The 12259-nt window shown below is 65.3% G+C and carries 11 protein-coding genes and 1 pseudogene; 7 read left to right on the top strand and 5 right to left on the bottom strand.

All coding sequences use genetic code 11. The features are described from left to right. The coding region (locus tag B7X30_RS13110; protein ID WP_286731098.1) for an aminoglycoside phosphotransferase family protein at positions 1 to 729 on the bottom strand (729 nt) is incomplete at its 3' end. Between the two features lie 222 nt (positions 730 to 951). Between B7X30_RS13110 and B7X30_RS13105 the strand changes: the two genes are divergently transcribed. The 3 genes from B7X30_RS13105 (at position 952) to rsmA (ending at position 5560) form a co-directional block, all read left to right on the top strand. Then, positions 952 to 3237 (top strand): LPS-assembly protein LptD, encoded by a 2286-nt coding sequence (locus B7X30_RS13105; protein WP_286731095.1) that lies wholly within the window; start codon positions 952 to 954, stop codon positions 3235 to 3237. Next, the gene (locus B7X30_RS13100) at positions 3230 to 4648 is read left to right on the top strand and encodes a peptidylprolyl isomerase (RefSeq protein WP_286731094.1); all 1419 of its coding nucleotides are present in this window, start codon (positions 3230 to 3232) and stop codon (positions 4646 to 4648) included. Before B7X30_RS13105 ends, B7X30_RS13100 begins: the two co-directional genes overlap by 8 nt. Positions 4649 to 4753: 105 nt before the next feature. Next, positions 4754 to 5560, top strand: a complete 807-nt coding sequence (rsmA, locus tag B7X30_RS13095) for a 16S rRNA (adenine(1518)-N(6)/adenine(1519)-N(6))-dimethyltransferase RsmA (protein ID WP_286731092.1) — start codon at positions 4754 to 4756, stop codon at positions 5558 to 5560. 179 nt (positions 5561 to 5739) lie between these two features. Here rsmA and B7X30_RS13090 read toward each other — a convergent pair whose 3' ends face one another. The 3 genes from B7X30_RS13090 to B7X30_RS13080 all read right to left on the bottom strand — a co-directional run bounded on the left by B7X30_RS13090 (position 5740) and on the right by B7X30_RS13080 (position 9216). After that, entirely contained in the window at positions 5740 to 6186 is a 447-nt protein-coding gene (locus B7X30_RS13090) for a barstar family protein (RefSeq protein ID WP_013121914.1), read from the bottom strand. Beyond that, on the bottom strand, positions 6149 to 6595 hold the full coding sequence (locus B7X30_RS13085) for a guanyl-specific ribonuclease (protein WP_156053923.1): 447 nt from the start codon (positions 6593 to 6595) through the stop codon (positions 6149 to 6151). The genes B7X30_RS13090 and B7X30_RS13085 overlap by 38 nt, the downstream gene beginning before the upstream one ends. Before the next feature lie 338 nt (positions 6596 to 6933). Next, complete coding sequence (locus B7X30_RS13080; protein ID WP_286731090.1) at positions 6934 to 9216, bottom strand: NADP-dependent malic enzyme; 2283 nt, start codon at positions 9214 to 9216, stop codon at positions 6934 to 6936. 35 nt (positions 9217 to 9251) lie between these two features. Between B7X30_RS13080 and B7X30_RS13075 the strand changes: the two genes are divergently transcribed. The 3 genes from B7X30_RS13075 to B7X30_RS13065 are packed head-to-tail and all read left to right on the top strand — an operon-like array spanning position 9252 to position 11141. Beyond that, positions 9252 to 10106 carry a thiamine-phosphate kinase gene (locus B7X30_RS13075; RefSeq protein WP_286731087.1) on the top strand — a complete coding sequence of 285 codons (855 nt, stop codon included), beginning with the start codon at positions 9252 to 9254 and terminating at the stop codon, positions 10104 to 10106. Then, entirely contained in the window at positions 10103 to 10624 is a 522-nt protein-coding gene (locus tag B7X30_RS13070; RefSeq protein WP_013121910.1) for a phosphatidylglycerophosphatase A family protein, read from the top strand. Before B7X30_RS13075 ends, B7X30_RS13070 begins: the two co-directional genes overlap by 4 nt. Before the next feature lie 4 nt (positions 10625 to 10628). Beyond that, positions 10629 to 11141 (top strand): CinA family protein, encoded by a 513-nt coding sequence (locus B7X30_RS13065; RefSeq protein WP_286731085.1) that lies wholly within the window; start codon positions 10629 to 10631, stop codon positions 11139 to 11141. A gap of 12 nt (positions 11142 to 11153) precedes the next feature. Here B7X30_RS13065 and B7X30_RS13060 read toward each other — a convergent pair whose 3' ends face one another. Beyond that, positions 11154 to 11774, bottom strand: a complete 621-nt coding sequence (locus tag B7X30_RS13060; RefSeq protein WP_276706861.1) for a glutathione S-transferase N-terminal domain-containing protein — start codon at positions 11772 to 11774, stop codon at positions 11154 to 11156. A 104-nt stretch (positions 11775 to 11878) separates the two neighbouring features. Here B7X30_RS13060 and B7X30_RS13055 point away from each other — a divergent pair. Continuing rightward, positions 11879 to 12259, top strand: a pseudogene (locus B7X30_RS13055) (adenylosuccinate lyase); the annotation flags it as partial.

The raw sequence follows: 12259 nt of genomic DNA, 5'->3' as shown, positions 1-12259 counted from the left end.
CTGCTCTTCGGGCCAGGCGATATAGGCGTCGCGCAGCAGCGAGACCAGGTCGTAGGTGATGGGGCCGATCACCGCGTCCTGAAAGTCGAGCACGCCGGGGTTGCGCTCGGGCGTGACCATGAGATTGCGGCTATGCCAGTCGCGGTGCACCAACACCTGCGGTTGCGCCAGGTTGTTAGCGATCAGCGCGGCGAATAGGCCCTGCAGCGCGGCGCTTTGCGCGTCGCTGAGCATATGGCCGTGGTGGCGCTGCACAAACCACTGCGGGAACAGGTCGAGCTCGCGCTGCAGCAGGGCCGCGTCGTAAACCGGCACGACGCCCGCGTCGTCGATGCACTGCAGCGTGACCAGCGCACCGAGCGCGTCGCGCATCAGGCTGTCGGCGCGATCAGGCTGGGCATTGATAGCCTGCAGATAGGTGGTCTGCCCCAGATCGGTGAGCAACAAAAAACCCTGCGCCACGTCTTGCTCCAGCACCTGCGGCGCCTGCACGCCGCCTTCGGCCAGCAGTTGGGCGATGCGCACGAAGGGCCGCACGTTTTCCATCGGCGGCGGTGCGTCCATCACGATCAGCGAACCGCCCGCCGCCTGAATACGGAAGTAGCGGCGGAAGCTGGCGTCGCTGGAAGCGGGCTGCAGGCTCTCAAGCTGCAACTGGTGCGCCGGGGCGATGTCCTGCAACCAATGTTGCAGGGCCTGGGCGCGGGTGTCGGGGTCGGTGGCGGACATGGGATGGGATGGACAAGACAGGAAGGAAGAGCTCATGAGAAAACGCCGGGTCGCCCCAAGTTTTCTCATTCCCCTCGGGAGCCTGGCGCGAACGCGGCAGGTCTGGGGCCACTCCCTATAATCCGCTGGCATTTTAGGCACCGTTGCGCGGCCCGAATCGATCGACTGGCCGGGCGATCCGCCGCGGTTCGCCGTCATAAGCCCGCCTCCCACCTGATCCCCGTGCCTTTTCCCCCGCCATCCCGCCGCCTTCCGCGCCTCACTCTGCTGATGCTGGCGCTCGCACTGGGCTGGGATGTCACGGCGCAGGCGCAGGAGGCAACACCCGCCTCCGCCCCGCTGCAACTCACGCCCAGCCTGGATTTGCTGCAGCGCCTGCCCGCGCAGGCCGAGGCCTTCGAGCCGCTGTTCGTCATCGCCGACAAAATCACCGGACAGAACAATATCTATGTCCACGCCACCGGCGACGTGCAACTGCGCAAGCACAGCATCGTGATTAAGACCGACCGCCTGCGCTACTACTTTGTCGAGAACGAGGCCGTGGCCAACGGCAACGTGCGGGTGCTTCGCGACGGCAATTTGTTCACCGGCCCGGCGCTGCGCATGCAGCTCGACACCTATCGCGGCCAGATGCCCGACGCCGACTATTACTTTCGCGTCACGCAGGGGCACGGCCACGCCGACAACATCGACTTTCTCGGTCGCGACCACCTCAAGGCCGACAACGCCACTTACACCACCTGCACCGCCAGCCCAGTGGACTGGTTCGTGCAGGCCACGCATCTCGACCTGAACCTGGCCAACAACACCGGCGTGGCGCGCGACGCCCGCGTGGTGTTCAAGGGCGCCACCATCCTGCCGCTGCCCTACGCCAGCTTTCCACTGAGCGATGCGCGCAAGTCAGGCTGGCTGCCGCCCACGCTGGGCGTGGACAGCCGCAACGGCGTCGACCTCGCGGTGCCGTACTACTGGAACATCGCCCCCAATTACGACGCCACGCTCACGCCGCGAGTCATTCTGCGTCGCGGCTTCATGGGCAGCTTGGCCACGCGCTGGCTGGAGCCGACGTTTTCGGGCCGCAGCCAGTTCGACCTGCTGCCTTCCGACAGCAGCGACAGCGGCAACAGTCGCTGGGCCGGTTATGTGCAGCAGAACGGCGGCCTCGGCCACGGCCTGAGCTACGCGGTGAACTACCAGCAGGTGTCCGACGACAACTGGTGGCAGGACTTCGGCGGCGTCAACCCGGTCATCGGCTCCAATCGCACCCTGCCGCAGCAAGGCAGCCTCACCTACGGTCTGCCGCTGGGCTATATGCAGCTCAGCGTCAACCGCTGGCAGACGCTGCAAAACACCGCGGCGCCGATCGGCGTGCCCTACAACCAGCAGCCCCAGCTCTACACCCATCTGCAAAGCGCGAACTACAGCGGCCTGAGCTGGCAGTTCGACTCGGCGCTGACCCGCTTCACCAACCCCACCGCGATTTCGGGCGACCGGCTCTACCTCAACCCGCAGATCAGCTATCCGGTGGTGCGTCCCGGCGGCTTTATCACGCCCAAGCTGTCGTTCAACTTCACCCGCTACGTCACCGACACCGCCATGACCGGCGGCGCCACCACCGCCGACCGCTCGGTGCCGACCTTCAGCCTCGACAGCGGCCTGGTGTTCGAGCGCCCCACCTCGCTGTTCGGCCGCGCGCTCACGCAGACCCTGGAGCCGCGGCTCTATTACGTCTATACGCCTTATCGCAACCAGCAAAACCTGCCGAACTTCGACAGCGCCGACCTCGACCTGAACCTGTCGACCATCTATACCGACAACGTGTTTTCGGGCGTTGATCGCATCGCCGACGCCAACAACCTCACCGGCGGCGTCACCTCGCGCCTGCTCGACCCGCAGACCGGCGTCGAACTCGGGCGACTCACCCTGGCGCAGCGGGTATTGTTCGCGCCGCAGCGCGTTGTGCTCAGCGGCAATCCCATTCCGGCCGGGCTGAACGACACCTTCGCGCTGGCCAGCGCCAACCTCAGCACACACTGGAGCGCGGAGGCCGCACTGCAATACAACATGCGGCTCAAGCAAAGCCAGCAGATCTCCGCGGGCGCGCGCTGGTCACCCGGGCCGTATAAAACCATCAGCACCAGCTACCTGTACCAAAGCGCCGCCTCGGGCCAGATTCCGCTGCGCTACATCAACACGGCGTGGCAGTGGCAGCTCAGCCCGCGCTGGTATTCGGTGGGACAGGCCAACTACAGCATTCTCGACAAGCGCTTCAACGACGGCCTGCTGGGCTTCGAGTACGACGGCGGCTGCTGGATCGGCCGCATCGTGCTGCAACGCAACTCGCTCACCCAGGCCACGGCCTATACCCGCATCCTTTTCCAGCTCGAACTCGTCGGCTTTTCCCGGCTGGGCAACAATCCGCTGTCGGCGCTCAAGCAGAATATCCCCGGCTATCAGATCCTCAAGCAATCCAACGTGCCCCCGAGCCGTTTTGCCAACTATGAATAAGTCTCTTCCGCCACGCGCCCTGCTGGCAACGATGCTGGCCTCTCTGGCGGTCTGTGCGCAGGCGCAGGGTTTGCGGCTGCCTCCCGGCGCTGCAGGCGGTCTGTCGGTGCCAGCACCGGCTGCGGCCACCGTCCCACCGATGGCAGCGCCGCCCGCGCTGCCCTCCACCTTCAGCAGTGCGCGCACCAGCGATGGCATTGCTGCCATCGTGGGCAACCAGGTCATCACCGATTACGACCTGCAACTGCGAGTCGAAGCCACACGCCAGCAGGCGCAGGCCGCTGGCGCCACACTGCCGTCTGCAGCGCAGTTGCGCAGCCAGGTGCTCAACCAGATGATCGACGAAGTGGCGCTGGCGCAATATGCCGAGCAAATCGGCATGGGCGTCAACCAGGACACCCTCGACCGCGCCATCGCCCAGGTGGCGAGCAACAACAAGCTGACCGTGCCCGAACTGCGCAGCGCCATCGAGAAAGAGGGTATGGGCTGGAGCACTTACCGCGATCAGCTCAAGCGCGAAATTCTCATCAGCCGATTGCGCGAGCGCAGCATGGCGCAACTGCCGACGGTTTCCGAAAGCGAAATCGACGAGTTCCTGTCCAAACAAGACGCTGCCGCCGCCAGCCCGCAGGCCGCCTATGACATCGCGCAGATCTTTTTGCCGGTGGCGCAAAACGCCACCGAGGCGCAGGTCGCTGCCGTCAAACAGAAAATCGACGCCATCGACGCCAAGCTGAAAGCGGGCGCCGACTTCGCCCAGCTCGCCACCCAAGACTCTCAGGGCGAAGGCGCCAAACGCGGCGGCGATCTGGGCATGCGCCCGGCCAACCGTCTGCCCACGCTGTTCGTCGACACCGTGCGCAACCTGCAGCCCGGGCAGATCAGCCCCGTCATCCGCAGTGCGGCCGGGTTTCACATCCTGAAGCTGCTGCAGGTCAGCGGCGAGACGGCGGCGCCCACCACGGCCATGCAAAGCGAGGTGCGCGAAATCGTGCTGAGCGCCGGCACCGACGCGCAGCGCATTCGCGCCAAGGCCGAGCTGGACTCCATCGCGCAGGCGGTGCAAAACGGCAAGGTGCAGTTCAGCGAAAAGGCCCGCGAACTTTCGCAAGACCCCGCGACGGCGGCCAAGGGCGGCGCGCTGGGCTGGGTCTTGCCCGGACAGCTCGACCCCGTGCTCGACGCCGCGTTGCAGCGTCTCAATCCGGGCGATGTGTCTGCGCCCATCGTCATGGGCAACAAGGTCGTGCTGCTGCAACTGGTTGACCGCGCAGTGCGACCGCTCGAAGCGTCGCAAAAACGCGCGCTGGCGCGCGAAGTGCTGCAACGCCAAAAGGCCGCTGAAGACTTCGATGAGCTGGTGCGCGACGTGCGCGCCCGCACCTATGTGCACATTCCGGAAAATGACTGATCGGCGCGTTGGCCTGGGCTCTCAAGAAAACGCCGGGCCGCCCCAAGTTTCCTTGACCCCCACGGGGGGCGGGTCGGCGAGCCGACCCTGGGGGCGGTCGGCAGCATGAAGCACCCGCCCGCCCGGCCGCGCGGGGCGGCGCAGACCACGCATGTGGCGCGCAAGCGCTTCGGCCAGCATTTCCTCATCGACCAGCAGATCATCCAGGGCATCGTCGACTGCATCAACCCGCAGGCTGGCGAGCGCTTGGTGGAAATCGGCCCCGGCCTGGGCGCCTTGACGCTCGCGCTCTTGCAGCGCATTCCCCGCCTGGCCGCCATCGAAATCGACCGCGACCTCGCCGCGCGCTGGCGCAAGCAAGCGCCCGACACAGTTGAACTGATCGAGGCCGACGCGCTCGATTTCAACTTCGCTAGCCTGGGCACCGATCTGCGCCTGGTTGGCAATCTGCCGTACAACATTTCCACGCCGCTGCTATTTCATCTCATGGATGTGGCCGCGCAGGTTCGCGATCAGCACTTCATGCTGCAGAAAGAGGTGATCGACCGCATGGTGGCCGCCCCGGGTGGTCGCGATTTCGGCCGACTCTCGGTCATGCTGCAGTGGCGCTATCGCATGGTCAATCTGCTCGATGTGCCGCCCGAAGCCTTCGATCCGCCGCCCAAGGTCGATTCCGCGGTGGTTCGCATGACCCCGCTGCCTGTGCAGGAATTGCCGCGGCTCGACCGCAAACTGCTTTCCGCCCTGGTGACCGCCGCGTTCTCTCAGCGCCGCAAATTGATGCGACACAGCCTGGGCCCCTGGCTCGACACCCAAGGCTATGCCGGCGACTTCGATCTGCAGCGCCGCGCCGAGGAAGTCAGCACGGCCGAGTACATCGCGCTGGCTCAGTCGCTTCCATCGTCGCCATAAAAAATGGCGCAAGACAAAACGTGTCTTGCGCCACCTCCAGCACCGCAGGAAAAGATCAGGCAGGGCTCAAACCACGAGCTGCGCCCAAGCCCCTTCCCACGGCGTGCAGACCTTGACGGCCTTGACTCTGGGTTCCGGTACCGCTTCGCCCCGCATCTCCTCCCGGCCAGGAGTGCGGGTTACAGAAAAGAATAGAAGACCCTGAAGGCTATGCCACGCTCCGCCCAGAAGTCGGCCGCGTCGCGGAACACGTCGAGCAGCGTTTCGCGCGCTTCCTTGTCGAATCGCTGCGTGGCCGGTAGCTGTTCGAGCACGACCACGAAGCCGGGCTGCGGCCCGCCGCCGTGCACCACGTCGGTCAGGCAATCGTGCAGGGCATCGAGGTTTTTGCCGAAATGCTTGGGAAAAAGGAAGGAGCGCGCAATCGTCTCCAGCACTTCCTGTTTGGTGGTCGCCTCGGCGAGGTTGGCATAGAGAAAATGCTGGCCGGTCGTCTCGGCTGCGTCTTGCAACTGCGCAACACGGTAAGCCCGGATCGACTGCACGATGTTCGGCCGTACCGATTTGAGCAGCACGGCGGGATCGGCATCATTGGGCGATGCGTCGGAAACTGGCATAGTGATCATGGGTGTAGTAACAAACATCGGGATGGTGCTTGGCCCCTCCGCACACAATGCGGCGCGCCCCTCGGTTGCGGGCGCCTGGAGTCGGGACGGTGTATTCGCGGTAATAACCACGACGTTTTGAGGGCAAAAGCCGCTCATAGTTTCCAAAAATGACGCCGTCCTTGTATCCCTCGAACGGGCCGCCTTGTTCAATGCGCTTCAACATGTCCCGCGCCTGCACCGGCAGGTCGGCCACGGAAATGACTGGAATGTCCTGTAGTGCCGAGGTTTGCGACGATTGCGACGTTTCGCGCGCCTGGGCTGCAGGCCACACGCTGGTTCCGCCTGATGCCAGAAGCGACAAAGTGGCAATCAGCAGCCCCGCAAAAAACAGGGATTGCAGCGTAGAACGAATGCACCGGCGATTCATGCTGCTGCGGCAAAAGCCGCACCGTTAGAGAAAATTGGACGCAATTGCGTGAAAATTACCAGCTGATGCTGTTCGGTTTCGCGTATTGGGCCATAATGAAATTCTTCGGCCCTGCACACCAGCTAAAGCGCAATCGTAGCGAAATCGCCACGGAAACACAAGGATTCGCCCAATTTTTAGGCAGGTTTTACGGTCAAAGAGCCGCGGGCCTCAGCCCCCACGAGGGTCGGGATGGGCAGTCCCCCTCCCGACCTCCCCCACGTCGTGGGGGAGGCGAGATCACTCTCTCCCCACTTGTGGGGAGGGTTGGGGTGGGGAGTGCCCGGCCCTGGGGGCGCTCAAAGATTGGCCTCGGCGACGGTGAGCGCCGTCATGTTGACGATGCGACGCACGGTGCTGGACGCGGTGAGGATGTGCACGGGCTTGGCCGCCCCCAGCAAAACGGGGCCGATGGCGATGTTGTTGCCCGCGGTGGCCTTGAGCAGGTTGTAGGAGATATTGGCCGCGTCCAGATTGGGAAACACCAGCAGATTGGCTTCGCCAGTGAGGGCGGAATCGACCATCAGGCTGGCGCGCAAGACCGGGTCGACCGCAGTGTCGCCCTGCATTTCGCCATCGACTTCCAGATCGGGCTCGCGCTCGCGCAGCAGGGCGAGCGCCTCACGCATTTTCAGCGCGCTGGGCGCCGGAGAAGAACCAAAATTGGAATGCGACAGCAAGGCCACCTTGGGAACGATACCGAAGCGGCGCAATTCCTGCGCCGCCATGCAGGTGATTTCGGCAATTTCATCGGCGCTGGGGTCGATGTTGACATGGGTATCGACCAGCGCCACCTGCCGACCGGGCAGCACCAGCACGTTCATCGCCGCATACACCTTGGCGCCGGGACGACGACCGATGACCTGGTCGATGTAGTGCAGGTGGATGTGGGTATTGCCCCAGGTGCCGCAGAGCATGCCGTCGGCCTCGCCCTTGTGCAGCATCATGGAGCTGATGAGGGTCAGGCGCCGACGCATTTCGATCTTGGCCATCGCCGGGGTCACGCCCTTGCGGCCCGCAAGTTGGTGGTAGGTCTGCCAGAAATCGCGGTAGCGCGGATCGAAATCGGTGTTGACCACGTCGTAATCGCGCTCTTGTTCCAGCCGCAGCCCGAAACGCTCGATGCGCTGGGCAATGACCGCCGGACGCCCCACCAGAATGGGCCGGGCCAGATGCTCGTCAACCACCACGCGCACGGCGCGCAGCACGCGCTCGTCCTCGCCCTCGGCATAGACGATGCGCTTTTTCGCCGCCTTCTTGGCGATGCTGAACATCGGCCGCATCAGCGCGCCGGACTGATAGACGAACTGCTGCAGGCTGTCGCGATAGGCGTCCAGATCGGCGATGGGGCGGCGCGCCACGCCACTCTTCGCCGCCGCCTCGGCCACTGCCGGGGCGATCTTGATCATCAGGCGCGGATCGAAGGGTTTGGGAATCAGGTAGTCGGGGCCAAAACGCAGCGGCTCACCCACGTAAGTGGCCGCCACCACGTCGCTCTGTTCAGCCTGCGCCAGCTCGGCGATGGCACGCACCGCGGCTACTTCCATCTCGGCGGTGATGGTGGTGGCGCCACTGTCGAGCGCACCGCGGAAGATGTAGGGGAAGCACAGCACGTTGTTGACCTGGTTCGGATAGTCCGACCGGCCCGTGGCGATGATGGCATCAGGCCGCGCCGCGCGCGCCTCTTCCGGCAGGATTTCGGGCGTGGGGTTGGCCAGCGCCAGGATGATGGGCCTGTCCGCCATCCGCAGGGTGTATTCGGGCTTGAGCACGCCGCCTGCGGACAGGCCGAGAAACACGTCCGCGCCGTCGATGATTTCGGCCAGGGTGCGCGCCGGGGTGTCTTGCGCGAAGCGGCGTTTGTCCTCGTCCATCAGCTCGGTGCGGCCCGCGTACACCACGCCGGCCAGATCGCTGACCCAGATGTTTTTGCGCGGCAGCCCCAGATCGACCAGCAGGCTCAGGCAGGCCAGCGCCGCAGCGCCCGCGCCGGAGCACACCAGCTTGACCTGGGCGATGTCCTTGCCCACCACCTTCAGGCCATTGAGAATGGCCGCGCCGACGATGATGGCCGTGCCGTGTTGATCGTCGTGGAACACCGGAATGTTCATGCGCGTGCGCAGCTTGCGCTCAACCTCGAAACACTCCGGGGCCTTGATGTCTTCGAGGTTGATGCCGCCGAACGTGGGCTCCAGCGCGGCGATGATCTCGACCAGCTTGGCCGGGTCTTTTTCGTTCACCTCGATGTCGAACACATCGATGCCCGCGAACTTCTTGAACAGCACCGCCTTGCCTTCCATCACCGGCTTGGCTGCCAGCGGGCCGATGTCGCCCAGCCCCAGCACCGCGGTGCCGTTGGTGATCACCGCAACCAAGTTGCCACGCCCGGTGTAGCGAAACGCATCATCGGGCTTGGACTGGATTTCTTCGCAGGCCGAGGCCACACCCGGCGAATAGGCCAGCGCCAGATCGCGCTGATTGGACAACTGCTTGGTGGCGACGACGGCGAGTTTGCCGGGGCGGGGAAATTCGTGATACTCGAGCGCGTGTAGGAGCCTGCCCGCGCACCGATATGCGAACATGGCGTGCATACCACCTCTGATCGCATAGCCTTTCCATGACTGCACCGCTCGGCGAGTTCGATCTGATCGCCCGCTACTTCACCCGACCCGTACGCCGCGCCGCTTTAGGCGTGGGCGACGATTGCGCCTTGCTCGCCGCGCCCGCCGCAAATGAACAAATCGCCATTTCCAGCGACATGCTGGTGGAAGGTCGGCATTTCCTACCCGGGGCCGATTCGGTCGCTTTGGGACACAAGGCGCTGGCGGTCAACCTGTCCGATCTGGCCGCCGTGGGCGCAAGGCCGCACGCCTTCACCCTGGCGCTGGCATTGCCCGAGGCCGATCCACGCTGGCTCGAAGGTTTTGCGCGCGGCCTGTTCGCCTTGGCCGAAGGCCACGACATCGAGCTGGTCGGCGGCGACACCACCCGCGGCCCCCGCAACCTCTGCATCACCGTGCTCGGACTCGTGCCCCGCGGCCAGGCGCTGCTGCGCAGCGGCGCGCGGCCAGGCGACGATCTTTGGGTCTCGGGCACCGTGGGCGACGCCCGGCTGGCGCTGGGCCATCGCCTGGGGCAATGGACGCTGGATGCGCAGACGCAAGCCCTCCTGCGCGCAAGCAGGGTGGGCGCCACCGTCGATGCCGACGCCTGCCCGGCCAGCGCAGCGCTTGCCGCCCAACCCCTGCAGCGCCGCCGCCTGTGTCAACTCGCAGGCGGCGACGATTACGAACTCCTGTTCACCGCCCCACCCACCGCGCGCAACGCCGTTGCCGCCGCTGCGGCGCAAGCCGCCACACCCGTCACCCGCATCGGCCGCATCGACGCCGAGCCGGGCCTGCGGCTGATCGACGCGAGCGGACAGGTGTTGGACAATGTCTATGCGGGCTTCGAGCATTTCCGCACACCATGACTGCCCCCACCCCCATTCCCGCCGCCGCACAAGGCGCTTCCTGGCGCTTCATGTGGCGCAACCCCCTGCATGTGCTCGCACTCGGTTTCGGCAGCGGCCTGTCGCCCATCGCACCGGGCACTGCAGGCACGCTGTTCGCCTGGGCCAGCTACGAACTGCTTTCGCTCTGGCTGAGCCCGCTGAGCTGGGCTGTGGTCATCGGCGTGGGCGCCGTCGTCGGCATCTGGGCCTGCGGCCATACCTCGCGTGCGCTGGGCCTGGAAGACGCCTCGCCCGTGGTGTGGGACGAGATCATCGCCTTCTGGCTGATTCTGCTGCTCGTCACCCCGGCGGGCTGGGCTGAGCAACTGGCCGCTTTTCTATTGTTTCGCGCTTTCGACGCCGGTAAATGGCTGGCCGTAGGCTGGGCCGACCGAAATGTGAAAGGCGGTTTGGGCATCATGCTCGACGACCTGATCGCCGCCGCTTTCACGCTGCTGGTCATGGCGCTGGGCATCCGGCTTTACGCCCTGGTTTGAGTCCATGACCCGGCCCGACTTCGACGCACTTTGCCGCCTTGCAGCCGATGTCGGCGCGGCCTGTCGCCCGCGCGGCTGGCGGCTGGCCACGGCCGAATCCTGCACCGGCGGGCTGGTTTCGGCGGCCGTCACCAGCGTGGCCGGGGCCAGCGACTGGTTCGACCGGGGTTTTGTCACCTACAGCAATGCCGCCAAATCCGATCTGCTCAGCGTGAACCCCGAACTGTTTGCGCAAGTCGGTGCGGTGAGCCCGGAGGTCGCCAGCGCGATGGCGCTGGGCGCGCGGCAACGCGCGGGGGTGGAGGTCGCCGTGGCGATCACCGGCATCGCCGGGCCGGGCGGCGGCACAGCAGAAAAACCGGTGGGCACGGTGTGGTTCGGGCAGGCCTGGAAAGAAGGTGACGCAGTGCAAAGCGAGACCCGTCACGCCCTGTTCAAGGGCGACCGGGACAGCGTGCGTCTGCAGGCTGCAGAGTTTGCACTGCGCTGGCTGCTGCAGGCAGCGCAGTCGTCATAGGCGCGCGCCGCGTCAGCCCTGCGGCGGGGCCGTATCGCGAAACGACGGACGCTGCATCAACTTGTCGTAGAGCTTGGCGAGGTTGGGGTACTGCTGCTGCCAGCCGAGTTCAGGAAAGCGAAACACCACGTAGCCTAGAGCGGCCCCCACGGCAATATCGGCCAGACTGAGATGGTTGCCGCTGCAAAACGGCTTGTCGCCCAAGCCGTGCGACATGGCCTTGACGCCGGAATCGACCTTGCCCATCTGCCGCGCAATCCACGCCGGGCTGCGCTGCGCCTCGGTGCGGCCGGGCCAAGTCTGTTCCAGCCTGGCCGTGGCCGCGGCGTCCATCACCCCATCGGCCAGAGCCTCCCAAGTACGGACTTCGGCGCGCTCGCGCCCGCCAGCAGGAATGAGTTTGCCCACGGGGGTGAGGGTATCGAGATATTCGACGATCACCCGCGAGTCGAAAATCGCTTCGCCGTCGTCGAGCAGCAGGCACGGCACCTTGCCCAGCGGGTTGGAGCGACCGATCTGGGTCGCGTCCGACCAGACGTTCTCTTCGTCCCACTTGGCCTCGATTTTTTTTTCGGCCAGCATGATGCGCACCTTGCGCACGTAAGGACTGGTCAGGGAGCCGATAAGTTTCATGTTTTGGCACTGCAATCAATGGGCGATCGAGTATATCAACCGGCCTCGATGCCGCCCTGCCGCAGGCGCCGCCCGCTGCAGCCCGCAATTCCTACAATGCCCGCATGAGCACGAACCCCACACCGCAATCCGCCGCGCTGTCCACACTGGACGCGCTCTCGCCCTTGGACGGGCGCTATGCCGCCAAGGTAGACGCCCTGCGTGCGCATCTGTCCGAGGCCGGGCTGATGCGCAGCCGCGTCCAGGTCGAAGTGGCCTGGTTCATCGGTCTGTCCGATCTGTGCCTTGCAGAGTTTCCGGCCCTACCGCAAGCGGCTCGCGACGCGCTGGGCGACTTGGTTGCCCGCTTCGGCAGCGCGCAGGCGGCTGAAATCAAGGCCATCGAACGCACCACCAACCATGACGTCAAGGCGGTGGAGTACTGGCTCAAGGCGCAAACGGCCGGGATGGCCGATGTGCACCGACACGCCGAGTTCTTCCACTTC

It is taken from the genome of Thiomonas sp. 13-64-67, assembly GCF_002282795.1.
Classification (GTDB): domain Bacteria; phylum Pseudomonadota; class Gammaproteobacteria; order Burkholderiales; family Burkholderiaceae_C; genus Thiomonas; species Thiomonas arsenitoxydans.
Note: the sequence above shows the minus strand (reverse complement) of the source record. Positions and strands in the feature narration are given on the sequence as shown.